This window comes from Micromonospora sp. DT4 (assembly GCF_049841675.1).
Classification (GTDB): Bacteria; Actinomycetota; Actinomycetes; order Mycobacteriales; family Micromonosporaceae; genus Micromonospora.
In genome coordinates this window covers 1-19,393 of the sequence record NZ_JBNCKT010000053.1, presented here as the reverse complement: position 1 = coordinate 19,393, position 19,393 = coordinate 1, and the positions used below count along the sequence as shown (strand labels likewise).

Annotated in this window: 15 protein-coding genes; 7 read left to right on the top strand and 8 right to left on the bottom strand. The window is 71.1% G+C overall.

Features of this window, described 5'->3' with window-relative positions; translation table 11 throughout:
- Positions 1-2: 2 nt before the first annotated feature.
- Genes ACLQ24_RS16705 through ACLQ24_RS16685 form a run of 5 tightly spaced genes read left to right on the top strand, consistent with a single transcriptional unit; the run spans position 3 to position 5,024 of the window.
- Positions 3-956: a MurR/RpiR family transcriptional regulator gene (locus ACLQ24_RS16705; protein ID WP_425892614.1), complete on the top strand. Its 954-nt coding sequence runs from the start codon at positions 3-5 to the stop codon at positions 954-956.
- Positions 953-1,702 (top strand): sugar isomerase domain-containing protein, encoded by a 750-nt coding sequence (locus ACLQ24_RS16700; RefSeq protein WP_425892613.1) that lies wholly within the window; start codon positions 953-955, stop codon positions 1,700-1,702. The genes ACLQ24_RS16705 and ACLQ24_RS16700 overlap by 4 nt, the downstream gene beginning before the upstream one ends.
- 26 nt (positions 1,703-1,728) lie before the next feature.
- On the top strand, positions 1,729-3,168 hold the full coding sequence (ngcE, locus tag ACLQ24_RS16695; protein WP_425892612.1) for an N-acetylglucosamine/diacetylchitobiose ABC transporter substrate-binding protein: 1,440 nt from the start codon (positions 1,729-1,731) through the stop codon (positions 3,166-3,168).
- 18 nt (positions 3,169-3,186) lie between these two features.
- Positions 3,187-4,095 (top strand): carbohydrate ABC transporter permease, encoded by a 909-nt coding sequence (locus ACLQ24_RS16690; protein WP_425892610.1) that lies wholly within the window; start codon positions 3,187-3,189, stop codon positions 4,093-4,095.
- Positions 4,095-5,024: a carbohydrate ABC transporter permease gene (locus ACLQ24_RS16685; RefSeq protein ID WP_425892608.1), complete on the top strand. Its 930-nt coding sequence runs from the start codon at positions 4,095-4,097 to the stop codon at positions 5,022-5,024. Before ACLQ24_RS16690 ends, ACLQ24_RS16685 begins: the two co-directional genes overlap by 1 nt.
- A gap of 6 nt (positions 5,025-5,030) precedes the next feature.
- Here ACLQ24_RS16685 and ACLQ24_RS16680 read toward each other — a convergent pair whose 3' ends face one another.
- Together ACLQ24_RS16680 and ACLQ24_RS16675 are read right to left on the bottom strand one after the other, a co-directional pair.
- Positions 5,031-6,722, bottom strand: coding sequence for an ABC transporter ATP-binding protein (locus ACLQ24_RS16680; protein WP_425892637.1), 1,692 nt, complete (start codon positions 6,720-6,722; stop codon positions 5,031-5,033).
- A gap of 50 nt (positions 6,723-6,772) precedes the next feature.
- Positions 6,773-8,497, bottom strand: a complete 1,725-nt coding sequence (locus ACLQ24_RS16675) for an ABC transporter ATP-binding protein (protein WP_425892636.1) — start codon at positions 8,495-8,497, stop codon at positions 6,773-6,775.
- 99 nt (positions 8,498-8,596) lie between these two features.
- On the opposite strand from ACLQ24_RS16675, the gene ACLQ24_RS16670 reads away from it, so the two are divergent.
- Together ACLQ24_RS16670 and ACLQ24_RS16665 are read left to right on the top strand one after the other, a co-directional pair.
- Entirely contained in the window at positions 8,597-10,315 is a 1,719-nt protein-coding gene (locus ACLQ24_RS16670; protein WP_425892635.1) for a bifunctional 3'-5' exonuclease/DNA polymerase, read from the top strand.
- 252 nt (positions 10,316-10,567) lie between these two features.
- Positions 10,568-11,161 carry a nucleotidyltransferase family protein gene (locus ACLQ24_RS16665; RefSeq protein ID WP_425892633.1) on the top strand — a complete coding sequence of 198 codons (594 nt, stop codon included), beginning with the start codon at positions 10,568-10,570 and terminating at the stop codon, positions 11,159-11,161.
- 92 nt (positions 11,162-11,253) lie between these two features.
- Here ACLQ24_RS16665 and ACLQ24_RS16660 read toward each other — a convergent pair whose 3' ends face one another.
- The 6 genes from ACLQ24_RS16660 to ACLQ24_RS16635 all read right to left on the bottom strand — a co-directional run bounded on the left by ACLQ24_RS16660 (position 11,254) and on the right by ACLQ24_RS16635 (position 19,230).
- Entirely contained in the window at positions 11,254-12,660 is a 1,407-nt protein-coding gene (locus tag ACLQ24_RS16660) for a GH1 family beta-glucosidase (RefSeq protein WP_425892606.1), read from the bottom strand.
- Positions 12,657-14,897, bottom strand: a complete 2,241-nt coding sequence (gene yicI / locus ACLQ24_RS16655; RefSeq protein WP_425892605.1) for an alpha-xylosidase — start codon at positions 14,895-14,897, stop codon at positions 12,657-12,659. The genes ACLQ24_RS16660 and yicI overlap by 4 nt, the downstream gene beginning before the upstream one ends.
- On the bottom strand, positions 14,894-15,775 hold the full coding sequence (locus ACLQ24_RS16650; RefSeq protein ID WP_425892603.1) for a carbohydrate ABC transporter permease: 882 nt from the start codon (positions 15,773-15,775) through the stop codon (positions 14,894-14,896). The genes yicI and ACLQ24_RS16650 overlap by 4 nt, the downstream gene beginning before the upstream one ends.
- Position 15,776: 1 nt before the next feature.
- Positions 15,777-16,745, bottom strand: a complete 969-nt coding sequence (locus tag ACLQ24_RS16645; RefSeq protein WP_425892601.1) for a carbohydrate ABC transporter permease — start codon at positions 16,743-16,745, stop codon at positions 15,777-15,779.
- 67 nt (positions 16,746-16,812) lie between these two features.
- Positions 16,813-18,117: an ABC transporter substrate-binding protein gene (locus ACLQ24_RS16640; protein ID WP_425892599.1), complete on the bottom strand. Its 1,305-nt coding sequence runs from the start codon at positions 18,115-18,117 to the stop codon at positions 16,813-16,815.
- A gap of 93 nt (positions 18,118-18,210) precedes the next feature.
- Entirely contained in the window at positions 18,211-19,230 is a 1,020-nt protein-coding gene (locus ACLQ24_RS16635; RefSeq protein ID WP_425892631.1) for a LacI family DNA-binding transcriptional regulator, read from the bottom strand.
- Between the last annotated feature and the right edge of the window lie 163 nt (positions 19,231-19,393).

Sequence of the window (19,393 nt, the reverse complement as noted above, 5' to 3'; positions counted from 1 at the left end):
CCATGGTTGATCACGAGGTGGACACCGCCGCGGGGACCGCGGTGGTCGACGCCCACGCGATCGACCGAAGGAGCGCCGCCTCCGACGGGGTGCTGGCGCGGGTGCGCAACGGGCTCGCCGAGCTGACCGGCGCGCTGCGTCGGGTCGCCGAGCACGTGCTCAGCGACCCGGAGGCCGCGGCGCGCGCGACGATCGTGGAGCTTGCCGAGCGCAGCGGCACCTCGCCGGCCACCATCACCCGCTTCTGCCGGGCCATGGGGTTCGAGGGGTACGCCGACCTGCGCCTCGGGATCGCCGCCGAGACCGGCCGGGCCCGCTCCGCCGGCTGGACCGTCGACATCGGACGCGAGATCCAGCCGAACGACCCCCTCGCCCGGGTCCTCGACCAGATCATGGCCGCCGACACCCGCGCCATGCACGACACCGCCGCGCTGCTCGACCTCGGCGAGGTGGAGCGTGCCGCGGTGGCCATCGCCGGCGCCAGCCGGGTGAACATCTTCGGGGCCAGCGGCAGCGCGCTGGTGGGCGAGGAGATGCAGTTCAGCCTGCACCGCATCGGGGTGGCCGCCTGGGCCTGGAGCGACGTACACGAGGGGCTGGCCAGTGCCGCGCTGCTCGGCGTCGGCGACGTCGCGCTCGGCATCTCGCACACCGGCCAGACCCGGGAGACCATCGAGATGCTCGCCGAGGCGGGCAGCCGGGGCGCCACGACCGTCGCCCTCACCGGCTTTCCCCGCTCACCGCTGGCCGAGCTGGCGGACATCGTGCTGCTCACGGCCAGCCAGGCGACCACCTTCCGGCCGGACGCGCTCTCCGCCCGCCACCCGCAACTGGTGGTGCTCGACCTGCTCTACATCGCCGTCGCCCAGCGCACCCACGACCGCGCCCACGCGGCCTTCCGGCGTACCGCGCAGGCTGTCGACGGGCACAAGGCCGCCAAGGGGGTCCTCCCATGATCAGTGCACAGGGGTACGCGGACGCCGTCCGCCCGGTGCTCGACCGCCTGCTCGACTCGGAGGCCGACGGGATCACCCGGGCCGCCGACCTGATCGCCAACAGCCTGCGGGCGGGCGGCGTGCTCCAGGCGTTCGGGGCCGGGCACTCCGAGGCGTTCGCCGCCGAGCTGGTCGCCCGTGCCGGTGGGCTGGTCCCCACGAACCGGCTCTCGGTACGGGACCTGGTGGTGCACGGCGACGCCCCGCGCGACGTGCTCGCCGATCCGAAGCTGGAACGTGATCCCTCCATCGCCCACCAGATCTACGCGCTCGCGGCGCCCCAGCCGCGCGACGTGTTCGTGGTGGCATCCCAGTCCGGCATCAACGGCTCGGTGGTCGAGCTGGCGGCGCTGGTCACCGAACGCGGTCACCCGTTGATCGCGGTCACCTCGGTCGAGCACACCGCACGGGTGGCGCCACGGCACCCGTCCGGGCAACGGCTCGCCGACCTTGCCGACGTCGTGCTGGACAACGGCGCGCCGTACGGTGACGCACTGCTGCCGCTCGAGGGCGGCGGCGCGGTCTGTGCGGTCTCCTCGGTCACCACGGCGCTGCTGGCGCAGTTGCTGACCGCTGAGGTCGTACGACGGTTCCACCAGGCCGGAGAGGTGCCCCCTATTTACCTCTCCGCCAACGTCCCCGGCGGGGACGAGCACAACATCGCCCTCGAGTCGCGGTACGCCGGGCGTCTCCGGCGTACCGCCTGACCCGAATTCCACAAGGAGAGACGACGATGTCGATTACCCCCGAGCACCCGGCCACGCTCGACCGTCGCACGGTGCTGCGTCGCGCCGCCGCCGTGGGCATGCTCGCCACTCCGGCCATCGGCCTGCTCAGCGCCTGCGCGACGAGCAGCGGCGGCGACAAGGACAACGAGAAGGCCGCAGAAGGCACCAAGAGCGAGAAGAACCCGCTGGGCGTCAAGGAGGACGCTCCGATCGAGGTGATCATCTTCAACGGTGGCTACGGCGAGAAGTACGCGACCGACGTGCACGAGCCGCTGTACAAGAAGGCGTTCCCCAAGGCGGAGATCAAGCACCAGTCCACGCAGGCCGTCTCCACGGTGCTCCAGCCGCGGTTCGCGTCCGGCAACCCGCCGGAGTTCGTGAACAACTCGGGCGAGAAGCTGATCGACTTCGGCTCGCTTGTCGCCGACGGTCAGCTCCGGGACCTCACCGAGCTGTGGGACGCCCCGTCGGTCGACGACCCGGCCAAGAAGGTCCGCGACACCGTGGTGCCGGGCACCGTCGAGGCAGGCTCGTTCAACGGCAAGCCGTACGTGCTGTACTACGTCTCCACCGTCTTCGGCATCTGGTACTCCGGCAAGCTGTTCAAGGACAACGGCTGGGCCCCCGCGAAGACCTGGGACGACTTCATCAAGCTGCTCACCGCCATCAAGGCCAAGGGCATCACCCCGTACGGGTACGCGGGCGCGAACGCGGCCTACTACCAGTGGAACGTGATCCTCACCCAGGCTGCCAAGATCGGCGGCGTCGACGTGCTGAAGAACATCGACAACCTGGAGGACGGCGCCTGGAAGCAGGACGCGGTCAAGCAGGCCGCCGCGGCGTGGGCCGAGGTCGGGGCGAAGTTCAGCGACAAGAGCTTCGAGGGGCTCAAGCACACCGATGTGCAGCTGCGGCAGAACCAGTACAAGGTGGCCCTGTACCCCAGCGGTGACTGGCTGGAGGGCGAGCAGAAGCAGGACACCCCGGCCGGCTTCGACTACCAGCTCATGCCGGTGCCGAGCCTCACCGCGTCGGACAAGCTGCCGGCCACCGCACTGCGGGCCACCGCGGGCGAGGGCTACTTCGTCTCGGCCAAGAGCAAGAACCCCAAGGGCGGTCTGGAGTACATGCGCCAGATGCTGTCCACGGCGGGCGCGAAGGGCTTCACCGAGGTCGTCAAGGCCCCGACCGTGGTCACCGCCGGCTCGGAGGGCTTCGCCTTCCCGCCCGGTGTGGCCAGCTCGCAGGCCGCGCTCAAGGCGGCCGGTCAGGACGTGTTCAACCTGTACTTCGACGGCTGGTACAAGGAGCTCGACACGGAGGCGCGCAGCGCCACCAACGAGCTGATGTTCGGCCGGATCAACGCGGACGCCTTCGTGGAGCGGATCCAGAAGCGCGCCGACGCGATCAAGAAGGACAGCTCGGTCGCCAAGTTCAAGCGCTGATCGATCGGAGCTAGGGTCATGCGGCACGGCAAGTATCCATTCGTGATCGGGTTCCTGTCCGCCCCGGTCGCGCTGTACGTGACATTCGTGATCTGGCCGTACGCGCAGGCGTTCCAGATCTCGATGACCAACTGGCGAGGGCTATCCGCCCCGCAGTGGGTGGGCTTCGACAACTACCGGAAGCTGCTCGACGACGGCGCCTTCTGGAAGGCGGTCCAGCACCACGGCGTACTGCTGCTTGCCCTGCCGCTGATCACCATCGCCATCGCGCTGTTCTTTGCCTTCCTGCTCAACGTGGGCGGCAAGAGCAGCGGTGGTCAACGCCAGGGGGTCTGGGGGGCGAAGTTCTACCGGGTGGTGTTCTTCTTCCCCCAGGTCCTGGCGGTGGCGATCATCGCGGTGCTGTTCCAGATGGTCTACCGGCCGAACGAGTCCGGCCTGATCAACGGTGTGCTGATGAAGTTCGGTTTGGAGCCGATCCTCTTCCTCGTCAAGCCGAACCTGGCCCTCTGGTCGATCCTCGCGGTGCTGGTCTGGCAGGCCGTCGGCTTCTACGTGGTGCTCTTCTCGGCCGGGATGGCCTCCATCCCCGGCGAGATCTACGAGGCCGCGGAGATGGACGGGGCGAGCAGGGTGACCCTGTTCTTCCGGGTGACCCTGCCGCTGCTCTGGGACACCCTCCAGGTCGCGTGGGTCTACCTGGGCATCGCCGCGTTCGACGCGTTCGCCATCGTGGCCGTGCTCTCGGTGGACGGCGGCGGCCCGGACGGCGCCACCACCGTCCTGGCCATGGAGATCTACCGCAACGCGTTCGTCTACTCGAAGTACGGCTACGCCTCAGCGATGGGCGTGGCGCTGTTCTTCCTCACCCTCACGTTCGCGGCGCTGACGCTGCGGCTCACCAAGCGGGAAAGCGTGGAGTACTGATGACCCCGCAGTCGACGCTGCCGCCGACGCCGGCGGCGCTACCGCCGAAGACCGGCGAGAAGTCCGCGACCGGCGGTCGGCGCGGCAAGGGCACCCGCTCGGAGGTACGGCTCTTCGCCAGCCTCGGGCACGTCGCCCTCGCCGTGTGGGCGGTGATCGTGATCGTCCCGATCCTGTGGACGTTCCTCGCCGCGTTCAAGAACACCAGCGAGATCTTCAGCAGCCCGTGGACGCTCCCGGCGGAGCTGCGCTGGGAGAACTTCGGCCGGGCGTGGACCAAGGCGAACGTCGGCCGGTACTTCCTCAACAGCGTCTTCGTGGTCGCGTGCAGCACCTTCGGCACCATGCTGCTCGGCTCGATGGCCGCGTACGTGCTGGCCCGGTACAAGTTCTGGGGCAACCGGGCGATCTACTACCTGTTCGTCTCGGGGCTGGCGTTCCCGGTGTTCCTGGCCCTGGTGCCGCTGTTCTTCGTGGTGAAGCAGCTGGGCATGCTGGACACCTACCAGGGCGTGATCCTGGTCTACATCGCCTACTCGCTGCCGTTCACGATCTTCTTCCTGGCCGCGTTCTTCAAGACGCTGCCGTCCTCGGTCGCCGAGGCGGGGATGATCGACGGCTGCGGGCACACCCGGCTCTTCTTCCAGGTCATGATGCCGATGGCGAAGCCGGGCCTGATCAGCGTGGCGATCTTCAACATCATCGGGCAGTGGGCGCAGTACCAGCTCCCGTTGGTGCTGCTCTCCAACGCCAAGGACAAGTGGGTGCTCACCCAGGGCATCGCCGACATCTCGGTCAACGCCGGCTACGAGGCCGACTGGTCCGGGCTGTTCGCCGCGCTGACCATCGCCATCCTCCCGATGATCATCGTGTACGCGGTCTTCCAGCGTCAGATCCAGGCCGGCCTGACCTCCGGCGCGGTGAAATAACGCCGGTCACCGGCCGTCGGCGTGGGCGTGCCACGAGCGCCAGAGCGCGGCGTACGCCCCGCCGGCCGTCACCAGCTCGTCGTGGCTGCCGATCTCGGTTATCCGGCCGTCCGCCAGGACGGCTACCCGGTCGGCGTCGTGCGCGGTGTTCAGCCGGTGCGCGATGGCGATGACGGTCCGGCCGACGAGCACGGCCGCGAGGGCCCGCTCGGTCCGCCGGGCGGTGCTCGGGTCGAGCGCCGCGGTCGCCTCGTCCAGGATCAGCGTGTGCGGGTCGGCGAGCACCAACCGGGCCAGCGCCAACTGCTGGGCCTCCGCCGCGCCGAGTTGCCGGGCGCCGTCGCCGAGCGCGGTGTCCAGACCGTCGGGTAGTTCGTCGAACCAGTCCGCGCCGACCGTGGCCAGCGCGGCGCGCATCTGCTCGTCGGTGGCGTCCGGGGCGGCGAACGCCAGGTTGTCCCGGACCGAGCCGATGAAGACGTGATGCTCCTGGGTGACCAGGGCGATCCGCCGTCGTCGTTCGGCCGGGTCCAGGTCGGTGACGGCGCAGCCGCCGATGGTGACGACGCCCTGCCGTGGCGCGTCGATCCCGGCGAGCAGTCGGGCCAGTGTCGACTTGCCCGCGCCCGACGGGCCGACGACGGCCAGCCGTTCCCCGGGCCGCACCTCCAGGTCGATGCCGTGCAGCACGTCGTGCCCGTCGGCGTACGAGAAACGCGCCTCGCGGACGACGAGCCGCTCGCCCCGCGAGGTGGCCGTGGCGCCGGGCGGCTCGGGCGGGACCAGGCCGACGCCGAGCACCCGGGCGTACGACGCGAAGCCACGCTGCGCCTGCTCGGTCCACTGCAACAGCCGGTCCATCGGATCGATGGCCTGTTGCAGGTAGAGCGCGGCGGCGACGACCGATCCGAGCGGCACCCGATCGGCGGAGAGGAGATAGCCGCCGACGAGCAGGACCAGGGCGATCGGCAGCGGATAGCTGGCCTCGACGACGGAGAAGAACACCGTACGCAGTGCGAGCGTCGCCCGCCGGGCCTGCCACAGACGTGTGACGCGGGTGGTGCCGTGCCGGATGCGGTCGTCGGCCAGCCGCAGCGCCTCCACGGTGCGGGCGCCCTCGGCGGTGGTGGTCAACGCCTCGGTCAACTCGGCCGCCTCGGCGCCCTCGGCGAGGTACGCGGAGCCGGCGCGCCGCAGGTACCAGCGGGTCGCCGTCACGATCGACGGCAGCCCGGCCAGCGCCGCGAGCCCCAGCAGGGGGTGCAGCAGGAACACCGCGCCGAACAGCAACGTCAACTGCACCGAGGCGATGACGATGGTGGGCGCCACGTCCCGGACCGTGGTCCCGACCGTCGCCACGTCCACCGAACTGCGGGTCGCCAGATCCCCGGCCCCGGTGCGCTCCACGACCGAGACCGGCAGTCCGAGCGTCCGGTCGACGAACTGCTCGCGCAGCTCGGCGACGGCGCGTTCGCCGAAGCGGTGACCGGCGTACTGGGCGTACCGGGCGAGCAGTGCGCTCACCACGACGCAGCCGGCGATCGCCAGGGCCAGCCGGTCCACGGTCGCCACGCCCGAGCCCGCCGTGACCCGGTCCACGATGGTGCCCAGCAGCCACGGCGGGGCCAGCCCCGCGAGCGCAGCGGCGCTGTGCAGCGCCAGCACGACGCCGACCGCTCGGCGATGCCTGCTGATCATGTCCCGCAGGGCGCGGCGTACGGCGCCGCGGTCCGCGACCGGAAGCCGGGTCACCGGTACGCCTCCCCGGCGTCGGCGTGTTGCTCGTCGTCGCTGCCGCGGGCCACCAGGTGCCGGTAGCTCGGGACGTATTCGAGCAGGCCGTCGTGGGTGCCGGTGGCCGTGATCCGGCCCCCACTCAGGTGCGCGACCTCGTCGGCGCGGCCGAGCAGCAGCGGCGACGTGGCGAGCAGCACCGTGGTCCGCCCGGCCCGCGCCGCCCGTAGCCGCTCGGCGATCCGCGCCTCGGTGTGCGCGTCCACGGCCGAGGTGGGGTCGACGAGGATCAGCACCTCCGGCTCGGCGAGCAGCGCCCGGGCCAGGCGTACCCGCTGGCGTTGACCGCCGGAGAGCGTCCGGGCCCGGGCGTCCAGCGGGGTGTCCAGCCCGGCCGGCAGGGCGTCGACGATGTCGTCGGCCGACGCGGTCCGCAGGGCGGCGCGGACCTGGTGGTCGTCGGTCCCCGGGCTCAGCACGTCACGCAGCGTCCCGGCGAAGAGGTACGAGTCGTGGTCGGCGACCAGAATCCGGGCGCGGACCTCGTCCAGGGCGACAGCGGTCAGCGGTACGCCGCCCCAGGTGGCGTCGCTGACGACGTACCGGCCGAGCCGGTCGGCCAGCGCCACGGCCTCCGCCGGGTCGTCGGCGGCGACCGCGGTCAGCCGACCGGCGCGTACGGTCAGCCCGCTCAGGGGGTCGTGCAGGTCGGCGGGGCCGGTCGGCGCGGCCACGGCGTGCGGGTCGCGCGCGCCGGGGACGCCGGCCGGCCACCGGCGGCCCGGCCCGCCGACGTCGTCCGGGTCGAGCCGGAGCAGGCCGGCGATCCGACGGGCGGCGACCCGACCCCGGATGAGCTGGTGACCACCCTCCAGCAGGAACCAGACCGGCACGATCAGGGTCGCCACGTAGCCGTAGACGGCGACGAGTTCGCCGATGGTGACGTCGCCGGTCACCGCCATCCGGGCGGTCAACCACACCACCGCCGCCAGGAACAGGCCGGGGATGGCCACCGTCGCCGCGTCGATCCAGCTGACGACGGCGCCGACGCGGTAGCCCTCGGCGCGCAGGTTCTGCGATCGGCGCGCGTACCGGCGGGCGAAGAGGTCCCGACCACCCACCCCGGCGAGCACCCGCAGCCCGGCCACGATGTCGCCGGACCGGGCGGTCAGGGCGCCCTGCTGCCCGCGGTAGACCGACTCGGCCCGTTCGAGTCGGCGCAGCAGCGGCCCGACGACGAGCGCGACCGCCGGCACGCCCACCAGCACGCAGAGCGCGAGCAACGGGGAGATCGACCAGAGCACCACGGCGATGACCCCGTACGCGACGATCGCGCCGACCCCGGGCCCGGTCAGTGTCAGCACCTGTGCCGACCACTCGATGTCGGACCCGCCGACGGTGGCCACCTCACCGGCGGCGGAGCGGCGCGGTAGCGCCGCGCCGACCCGGGACAGGTGACGCAGCAGCACCTCCGCGGAGCGGGCCTTGGCGTCCTCCCGGATGAAGGTCATCGTGCGGTGCCGCATGATCCCCAGGTACGACAACGCCACTCCGGCCACGACGATCGCCGCGACCCACAGGACCAGGGCGCGGGTGTCGCGGTCGCGCAGACCGTCGTCGACGGCACGGGCGATCAGGTAGGGCCGGACCGACAGCCCGACCATCCAGGCCGTGCCGAGCAGGCTGCCGCGCAGCACCCGCCAGGGCTGGCGACGGACCAGCCACCACAGGTACCGCATCGGACCGCGGGTGTCGGGGGTGCCGGGGTCGGGGTGCGGAATCTGGACGGGCACCTGCCCACGCTACCGAGCGCCGGGCCGACCCACCGACCGGTTTTCCTGTCGGAGGGGGAAGGCAGAATCACATTCGTGCTGGTGGCGGTGGTGGCGGTGGTGGCGGACGAGCAGGGCGGGGGAGCGTTGTGCCCGCTCGACGTCGCTGGCCGTCCCGCCGGCCCGATCGAGACGGCGACCGACCTCGCGGCCGCGGTGGCCGCTTGGGAGGCGGCCGAGCGTCCGCGCTGGGTCTGGGCCACCGCGAGCACGATCTACCCGGCGCTGCTGCGGGCCGGCGTGCGGGTCGAGCGATGCCACGACGTGGAGTTGACCGAGGCGCTGCTGCTCGGGCACGCCGGCCGGTGGGGCGAGCCCCGCGCGCTGGCCGCCGCTTGGGCCCGCCTGACCGGCGGGCCGGTGCCGGCCGACCCACCGCCGCGCGCGGCCGCGCCGCCCGGCCAGGGCCAGGGCGCGCTCTTCGACGCGCTGCCCGGTCCGCCGGGCCCGGGCATCGAGGCACTGACCCAGGTGTACGCCGACCAGCTCGCCCGGGTCATGCGGACCGAGCACCCCGGCCGGTTCCGGCTGCTGGTGGCCGCCGAGTCGGCCGGCGCCCTGATCGCGGCGGAGATGGGTGCCGCGGGGCTGCCCTGGCGGGCCGACGTGCACGACGCGATCCTCGCCGAGCTGCTGGGTGAGCCGTCCCCGGTCGGCGGACCGCCGCGCCGGCTGGCCGAGTTGGCGTCCCGGATCGCCGACGCGTTCGGCGTCCGCCGACTGCACACCGACTCCCCGGCCGAGTTGCTCAAGGCGTTCGCCCGGGCCGGGGTGGAGCTGCCCAACACCCGGGCCTGGGTGTTGCGCGGCGTGGACCATCCCGCGGTGCCGCTGGTGCTGGAATACAAGGAGCTGTACCGGATCTGGACGGCGCACGGCTGGTCCTGGCGTGAGCAGTGGGTGCGCGACGGGCGGTTCCAGCCGGGGTACGTGCCGGGCGGGGTGGTCTCGGGGCGCTGGGCGACCCGTGGCGGCGGCGCGTTGCAGATCCCCAAGGTGATCCGTCGGGCGGTGGTGGCCGACCCGGGCTGGCGGCTGGTGGTCGCCGACGCCGGCCAGTTGGAGCCCCGCGTCCTGGCTGCGGTCTCCGGGGACGCGCGGCTGGCGGCGGCCGGCGGCGCCGGTGACCTCTACGCCGCGCTGGCCCGGGAGTCGTTCGGCGGTGACCGCCCCCGAGCCAAGGTGGCGCTGCTGGGCGCGATGTACGGGCAGACCGGAGGAGCGGCGGTGCCCGCGCTGGCGGTGCTGAAACACAGCTACCCGACGGCGTTCGGCTACGTCGAGGCGGCGGCGCGCACCGGCGAGGCGGGCGGGTTGGTGCGCTCGTGGCTGGGGCGTACCTGCCCACCGGGCTCGGTCGGGTTCGCCGACCCGGACGAGGGGCCGATCGATCCGGACGCCGCCGCCGATCGGCAGAGCCCACGGGCGCGCGCCGCCCGGTCCCGGGGGCGCTTCACCCGCAACTTCGTCATCCAGGCCACCGCGGCGGAGTGGGCCTCCACGCTGCTGGCCACGCTGCGCACCGAGCTGGCCGACACCGACGCCGAGCTGGTCTTCTTTCAGCACGACGAGGTGATCGTGCACTGCCCCGCCGAGCAGGCCGAGAAGGTCGCGGCGGCGGTGAGCCGGGCGGGTGAGCGGGCCACCGCCCTGCTGTTCGGTGACACTCCGGTGCGCTTCCCGCTCGACCTGTCCATAGTCGACTGCTACGCCGACGCCGCCTGAACGGCCTGTCCGCCGCCCTCGCGGTCGATGATCGTCTCCACTTCGCCGATTCCGGGGGTGTCTGGGCCTCTGGATGCCGCCACGTCGGCGTTCTGGAGTAGATCACTCGCCCATTGCGTAACGGTTGCACTATTTTCCCTTTTCGCCCCGCCACCCGTGCGTGGCCCTCCTCGTTGCAGTGTCCGTAGGAGGGGGCGGCCGGTCACGGTCGGTCCCGTGCTTGAGGGGGCGCAGCTGAACCGGATCGCAGGAATGATCATCGCCGCAGGTGGGGGACGCCGTATCGGTGGTCCCGAGGCGCTGCTGCACCAGGGGGAGAAGCCCCTGGTCAACCAGATGATCGACACGATGACCGAGGCGGGCTGCGAGCAGATCGTGGTCGTGCTGGGGGCCGCCGCCGACCAGGTCCGGGAGACCGCCGACCTGGGCAAGGCCACCGTCGTGATCAACAAGGCATGGGGCACCGGCGTCGGCTCGTCCATCCGCGCCGGCCTGGCCGCCATGGACGACGCCGGTATCGAGGCGGTGGTGGTGGTGCCGGTCGACATGCCGGGCCTGACCGCCGCGGCCGTACGCCGGGTGGCCGCACTGCCGTACCCGGACGTGCTGGTCTGCGCCACCTACGACGGGCTGCGCGGCTACCCGATGCTGTTCGGCCGCCGACACTGGCCCGGCATCGCCACGCTGGCCAGCGCCGACGTGGGCGCGCGGCCGTACCTGCTGGCGCACAAGGACCAGATCGTCGACATCGCCTGCGACTCGGTGGCCGACGGCAGCCGTGTCGACACCCCGGAGCTGATGGAGCTATACGGCCTCACCGTCCCGCCGCAGCGGCTCGGGGTCTGAGCGCTGGGCTCCTCTTCGATCGGTGGCAGCTGAGCGACTCGACACGCCGCGCATGGCGCTGCTGAACTGCCACCGATCGCCGGTGTGGGCCGTCAGGCGGGGTGGTCCAGTTCGCCGGTGGTGGCGAGTCGCCGGTACCAGTGTGCGCTGTCCTTCCAGGTGCGGTCCTGGGTGTCGTAGTCGACCCGGATGATCCCGAACCGCCGGTCGTAGCCGTAACCCCACTCGAAGTTGTCCAGCAGCGACCAGACGAAGTAGCCCCGCACGTCCGCGCCCTGCTCGCGGGCGTCCGCCACAGCCGAGATGTGCCGACGCAGATAGTCGATCCGCCGGTCGTCGTGGATGCGGCCGTCGGCAGACACCTCGTCGTCGAAGGCCGCGCCGTTCTCGGTGATCATCAGCGGCTGTCCCGGGTACTCCCGGCCCAGGCGCAGCAGCAGCTCGGTCAGGGCCGGCGGGTCGATGTTCCACCCCATCGCCGTGTACGGGCCGGGCTGCGGCAGGAAGTCGACGTCGTCGGCGCCGACCCACGGCGAGTGCGCCGACGCGCCGTGACCGTCGGCGTCCGAGCGGCCCGAGCGCCCGTCCCAGGCGCGGACGAGGGTGCTGGAGTAGTAGTTGACGCCCAGCACGTCCAGCGGCACGGCGGCCACCTTCTCGTCGCCCTGCCGCACGAACGACCAGTCGGTGACGCCCGCCGTGTCGGCCAGCAGGTCGGCCGGGTACGTCCCGTTCAGCATCGGGCCGAGGAACGCCCGGTTGGCCAGCGCGTCGATGCGGCGGGCCGCGTCGACGTCCTCCGCCGAGCCGGAGGCCGGGCGGATCACGTGCAGGTTCAGCGTCACCGACAGCTCGGCGGTCGGTGCCGTCTCCCGGACCACGCGACCGGCCAGGCCGTGCGCGAGGTTCAGGTGGTGCACGGCCGCCAGCGCCGCCGCCGGCTCGGTCCGCCCCGGCGCGTGCACACCGGAGCCGTAACCCAGGTACGCCGAGCACCACGGCTCGTTGAGCGTCGTCCAGGTGTGCACCCGGTCGCCGAGCGCGGCGACGATCCCCGAGGCGTACTCCTCGAAGCGCAGCGCCGTGTCCCGCACCGGCCATCCACCGGCGTCCTCCAGCTCCTGCGGCAGGTCCCAGTGGTACATCGTCGCCACCGGACGGACGCCGCGCTCCAGCAAACCGTCGACCAGCCGGGAGTAGAAGTCCAGGCCGGCCTGGTTGAACCGTCCGGAGCCGCCCGGCTGCACCCGCGGCCAGGAAATCGAGAAGCGGTACGCGCCCAGGCCCAGCTCGGCGACGTGGTCGAGGTCCTGCGCCCAGCGGTGGTAGTGGTCGGCGGCCACGTCACCGGTGTCGCCGTTCAACGTCCGTCCGGGTGTGTGGCTGTAGGTGTCCCAGATGGACGGCCCTCGGCTGTCCTCCGTGGCCGCGCCCTCGATCTGGTACGCCGCCGTGGCCGAACCCCACAGAAAACTCTCCGGAAAGGCATGTTCCGTCATCGTCCTGCCACCTCCGTCCCGGCCACCACACAGTGGTACGCCGACGATTCACCCGCCACCAGTTCCGCCCTGGCCACGCCGTCGCGGAAACCTACCTCGAACTCCGCGCCGGCCCCCCGGCCGGGCGACGGAATCCGTACCCGCCGCCGCTGCCCCTCGGCCGGAGCGTAGAGGCACAGGCGGACGCCGTCCGCCCAGTCGTAGTCGGGCCGGTCCGAGCGCGCCCCGAACGGGATCACCGCGCCAGGCCGGGCGAGCACCGGCAGGCTGTCGAACTCGTGCTTCTCGGTCACCCAGGCCGGGCCGGTGAGCTGTGCGCCGGTCATCAGGTGCGTCCACGTGCCGGCGGGGACGTAGAAGGTGACCTGGCCGTCGGCGCTGAGCACCGGCGCGACCAGCACGTCGGGGCCGAGCATGTACTGCCGGTCCAGGTGCGCCGCGGCCGGATCGTCCGGGAACTCCACGATCATCGGGCGCATCACCGGGATCCCGTCGTGGTGCGCCTCCTGCGCGGCGGCCGCCAGGTACGGCATCAGGCTGAGCTTGAGCCGGGTGAAGTGCCGCAGCACGTCGACGGCCTCCTCGTCGTACGCCCACGGGACCCGGTACGAGCCGGAGCCGTGCAGCCGGGAGTGCGACGAGAGCAGTCCGAAGGCGATCCACCGCTTGAACACGGCCGGGTCGGGGGTGCCCTCGAAGCCGCCGATGTCGTGGCTCCAGTAGCCGAACCCGGACGCCGCCAGGGACAGCCCGCCGCGCAGCGACTCGGCCATCGCGACGAACGTCGCCTCGCAGTCGCCGCCCCAGTGCACCGGGAACTGCTGCCCGCCGGTGGTGGCCGAGCGGGCGAACACCATCGCCTCGCCCTCGCCGCGCTCGGTCTCCAGCAGCTCGAAGACGGCCTTGTTGTAGAGGTAGGAGTAGTAGTTGTGCATTCGCTGCGGGTCGGAACCGTCGTGCCACACCACGTCGGTCGGGATGCGCTCGCCGAAGTCGGTCTTGAAGCAGTCGACGCCCATGTCCAGCAGGACCTTGAGCTTGCCGGTGAACCAGCGGACCGCGTCCGGGTTGGTGAAGTCGACGAGCGCCATCCCGGCCTGCCACTTGTCCCACTGCCAGACCGAGCCGTCCGGGTTGCGGACCAGGTAGCCGGCCTGGCGGCCCTCCTCGAAGAGGTACGAGCGCTGGGCGATGTACGGGTTGATCCAGACGCACACCTTCAGGTCCCGCTCGTGCAGCCGGCGCAGCATCCCCTCCGGGTCGGGGAAGGTCGCCGGGTCCCAGACGAAGTCGACCCAGTGGAACTGGCGCATCCAGAAGCAGTCGAAGTGGAACACCGACAGCGGCAGGTTCCGCTCGGCCATCCCGTCGACGAACTCGGTCACCGTCTTCTCGTCGTACGAGGTGGTGAACGACGTGGACAGCCACAGCCCGTACGACCAGGCGGGCACCCGGGCCGGTCGGCCGGTCAGCGCGGTGTACCGGCGCAGCACGTCCTTCGGGGTGGGCCCGTCGATCACGTAGTAGGTGAGCGACTGCCCCTCGACGCTGAACTGGTTCTGCGCCACGACCTCCGAGCCGACCTCGAACGACACGTGCTCCGGGTGGTCCACGAAGACCCCGTAGCCGGCGCTGCTGAGATAGAACGGCACGTTCTTGTACGCCTGTTCGCTGGCCGTCCCACCGTCGGCGTTCCAGATGTCGACGGTCTGGCCGTTCTTGACGAACGGGCCGAAGCGCTCGCCCAGCCCGTACACCGTTTCACCGACGCCGAGCGCGAGCCGCTCGTGCACGTGCCGGCGGCCCTGGCCGTCGGTGACGATCCCGACGCTGCGGGCGGTGGACGCGGTGAGCAGCCGGTCGCCGTGCCGGAACTCGACCCGCCAAGCGTCGACGAGCGCGACCCGGGCGGTCAGTTCGCCGGTGGTCAGCGACGCGGTGATTCCGGTGATGTCGACGGTGACGGGGTGGGTGCCGTCGGTGCTCAACCGGAAGCGCGGCTCGCGGGGCAGTCCGCCGCTGTGGTGACCGATGGTCACCCCGACGACGCCGGGGGCGGGGGAGAAGAACCGGACGGTGACGACGGGCCGGTTGAGGGTGTCGCCCCGACCGGTGATCTGACCGGCCGGAGCGAAGACGGTGAAGCCGCTCTCGTCCGGCTCGACCGATTCCACCGCGCCGGGGCGCAGCACGCTGACCCCCGGGCGCAGTTGCCAGTACCCGTCGGTGAACTTCACTTCTCGGCTCCTGCCGTGATGCCGCGCGCCAGAGTGCGCTGGAAGATGAGGAAGAAGAGGATGGCCGGCACCAGGCTGATCAGCGCGCCGGCGTTCGTCGTCGGGGCGTCCATCAGACGGTCGCCCTGCAACGAGGCGAGCGCGACCGGGATGGTCTGCGTCTGGTTGTCGATCAGCATGACCAGCGGGATGAGGAACTCGTTCCAGGTCCAGATGAAGAAGAAGATGAGGAGTACGGCCAGGGTGGGCCGCAGGTTGGGGAAGACCACCCGCCACAGCACCGTCCACTTGCCCGCGCCGTCCAGCGCGGCGGCCTCCAACAGCGAGCGCGGGAAGGTGCCCAGGACCGAGGCCAGCAGGTACGTGCCGAACGCGCTCTGGATCACGGTGAAGATGATGATCACCGCGAGCCTGGTGTTGTAGAGGCCTACCTCCTTCGCCACGTAGTACAGCGGGTAGATCAGCGCCTCCTGCGGCAGCATGTTGGCCAGCAGGAACAGACCGACGATCCACAGTCGGCCACGGACCCGGCCGATGCCCAGGGCGTACGCGTTGAGCAGGGACACGACGACGCCGAGTACCGCCACGGAGCCGGCGATGAGCGCCGAGTTCCACAGCTTGAGCGGGAAGTTCACCTCGGTCCAGTACGCCCGCAGGCCCTTGGTGTAGAACTCGCCGGGCCAGCTCAGCGGCCCGCCCGACGAGTAGTCACCCGGCGACTTGAACGCGTTGAGCAGCATGAACGCGAACGGCACCAGCATGACGAGCGCGCCGACAATGACCAGGGCGAGCACGACCCAGCGGCTGACGCCGCGGTGGTGCCGGTCGCGGACGGGCCGGCGGACCGGCGTCGGCGCCGGAATGAGCGTCACGGCCATGTCAGAACCCCCGGTCCCGGCGCTCGGTACGCGACTGCCACCAGATGAAGACCCCGGCCACCACGACGATGATCAGTGTGAGCACCGTGGAGATCGCCGAGCCGTAGCCGACCTGGAGCTTCTTGAAGAAGGTGTAGTAGGCGAAGTAGGACGGCACGTTCGTGGCATTCTCCGGGCCGCCCCGGGTGAGCGCGAAGATCGGCCCGAACACCTTCAGCGCGGCGATGGTGCAGGTCAGAGCCACCACGAAAGTCTCCGGCCGGATCTGCGGCAGGGTGATCGCCCGGAACCGGTGCAGCCAGTTCGCGCCGTCGACCTCGGCCGCCTCGTACAACTCCGGGTCGACCCGTTGAAGCGCGGCCATGAAGACGACCACCGGGTAGCCGATCTGCACCCAGATCATCACCGCCATGACAGCCGGCAGGGCCGTGTCGGGGTCGCCGAGCCAGTCGTGGCGCAGCGCACCGAGGCCGACCGCGTCGAGCAGGCTGTTGAACGCGCCGTCGGGCCGCAGGATCCAACCCCAGACGATGCCCGCCACCACCACGGGCAGCACCTGCGGCAGGTAGAATGCGGCCCGCAGCGCGGCGGCGGTACGCGGCTTGAACCGGCGTCCGATGACGTCGAAGAGCACCGAGGCGAGCAGCAGCCCGAGCAGGGTGGGCACCACCACCATCGCGACGATCATCGCCACGGTGTTGCGGAACGACGCCCAGAACACCTCGTCGTGCAGCAGCCGCTGGTAGTTGTCGAACCCCACGAAGGTGGGGTCGCCGATGCCGGACCACCTGGTCAGCGACAGGTAACCGGTGCCGACCAGCGGAGCGCCGATGACCAGCACGAACAGCACCGCTCCGGGGAGCAGGTAGAGCCAGTACGCCGCGTCGCGGCCGCGAGGTCGGCGGCGGGGCTCCGGCGGGGTGGGCGTCGCCGTCGAGGGTGTGGCGGCGACGGTTTCGGAGACTGCCATGGAAGATCCTTCCCGGCGGGGCGGGCGGGCGCTCCGGTCGTGCCGGTCGCGCCCGCCGCTCGCCGTGTCACTTGCCGGTGATCTCCTTGACGCCATCGGCGTACGGCTTGGCGATCGTGTCGAGCACCTGGTCCGGGGACTTCGACCCGTTGATCAGGCCCTGGAAACCGCCGACCAGCACGTCGTAGTAGCCGGGCACCGGCCAGTCCGGGTAGAAGGCCAGGCCGTCCTGCTTGCTGACCGTGTTGAAGTCCTCGATCAGCTTGCGGTCCTTCGGGTCGCTGATCTTCGAGGTATCAGCGGCGACCGGGACGCCACCGTTGTTGCCGATCAGGTCCTGGATCTCCGGACGCAGGGTGATGTCGATGAAGTCGTACGCCAGGCTCTTGGCCTTGCTGTTCGACGGGACCACCCAGATGTTGCCCGACGACCCGGCGTTGAGGGTGTTGCCGGGGAAGAGGAACGTGTCCCAGTTGGCCTTCATCTCGGTCTTGAACCGGCCGTACCACCAGCTACCCGAGACGATCATGGGGGTTTTGCCGGCGATGAACGCGGTGCCCATGTCCTCGGCCTTGAGGCTCGCCGAGTTCTTGGCGACGTAGCCCTTGCGCACCCACTCGGCGAACGTGTCCGCGCCGTACTTGAGCGGGTCGGCCTTGAAGTCGACCGGGTTCTTGTAGAGCTGGTAGTTGTCGACGAACTGCCGGTCGGCCTTGGAGAGCGCCAACTGGTAGAAGAGCTGCCCGGCCGGGTACTCGGCCCCGGCCATGCCCAGCGGCGTGACGCCCTTGCCGACGAAGGTGTCCATCGCGGCGGTCATCTCGGACAGCGTGGTCGGCACCTTGACGCCGTTGCGGTCGAACAGGTCCTTGTTGTAGTAGACCGTGACGTACTCGCCGTAGTTGGGTACGCCGAACCAGTTGCCCGACCCCATCACGCCCTTGTCGCTGTACCGGGCGGTGGTCTGGAGGCTGGGGCTGAGCTTGCCGGCCCAGCCGCGCTTGTCGGCCTCGGCGCTCAGATCGGTGAGCAGACCCTGCGACGACAGCAGGCCTGCCGTCGCGTTGCCCTTGTTGTACTCCATGATGTCCGGGCCCTCGGACGAGTTGATGATCATGCCGGCGTTCTGCTGGATCTGCTCGAACGCCTTGCGCTCGAAGCGCACCTCGACGCCCGGGTGTTCGGCCTTGAAGATCTCGATCGCCCGGTTCCAGCCGACCCCCATCGCGCTGTTCTCGCTCTCGTAGTGCCAGAGCTTGAGGGTCTTGGCCCCGCTGTCGTCCTCGCTCTCGCCGCCGCCGCAGGCGGCCACGGTGGTCGTCGCGGTCGCCGCCAGGGCGATCGCCGCGACGATCCGGCGGAATCGCTGCATTGCTATCCTCCTCGTTGAGTATCGAGCCCGGTATCTCACTGGGCCCGTCGTCGCGTTGCCGCGCGGCGGCGGGCCGTTCTTACTGGTCAGCCCCTATGAGGTTGGTCTGGTCCGTGGCGCGGCGGTCGACCCCCGGATCTCCAGAACGCACGGCAGCAGTTGCTGGTGGCGCTCGTCGCCGGACCCGTCGAGGCGGCGCGCCAACGCCTCGATCGCGATCCGACCCAGGGCCGACCCGGGCGACGTCATCGCGGTCAGCGCCGGGGTGGCCAACTCGGCGACCTGCGGCGAGGTGACCATCGAGACCACCGACACGTCGTCGGGCACCGACAGCCCCCGCCCGGTCAGCTCACCGAGGATGCCGAAGATCGCCGTCTCGTTCATCGCCAGCACGGCGGTCAGCTCCGGGGCCCGGGCGAACGCGGCGGCCAGCGCCGCCCGCCCGCCAGCGGCGCTGTCCTCGGCCGGGATCATGATCGGCTCCAGGCCGTGGCCGGTCATGGCTGTGACGAAGGCATCTCGGGTACGCAACGCGGGGCCGTAACCGCTGGCGAGCGTCGCGGCCGAGTGGTTGACGTAGACGATCCGGCGGTGCCCCAGGCCGACCAGGTGCGCGACGGCCTCCCGGACGGTCTGCTCGAAGTCGATGTCGACGAAGGAGAGCCCCTCGGCGTCGCCGGTGCGCCCGATCAGCACCAGCGGCACACCCGCCTCCTGGAGCACGGTGACCCGTTCGTCGGCGAGCTGCACCTCCATCAGCACCACGCCGTCGAGCATCCGCTGGGTGGCCAACCGACGCAGGTCGTCCAGGTCGCCACCGCCGACCGGCGAGAGCACGAGGTGGTAGCCGACGGCGCTGGCCGCGGCGGCGGCACCGGTGACGAACGCGGTCTCGGTGGCGCCCAGACCACGCTCGTCCATCGGCATCAGCAGGCCGAGGATGCGGCTGCGCCGGCTGGCCAACCCCCGGGCCATGGCGTTGGGCTGGTAGTCCAGCTCGGCCATCGCCGCGAGCACCTTGGCGCGGGTCGCCTGGGAGATCGGCCGGGTGCCGGTGAGCACGTACGACACGGTGCTGACCGAGACCTGCGCGAGGCGGGCGACGTCGTGCATCGTGGCCACCACGCACCTCCTCCGGCCCGGCGCGGAACGCTTTCGAACCATCGTCGAATCGTTTCGACTAAACGTTTCGACAGACGCTAGTACGGCAGCCGTACTTCGTGATCATGGCTGGAGTTCGAGGGTGAGGCGGCGGGCGTAGTGGGCTTGTTTGGCT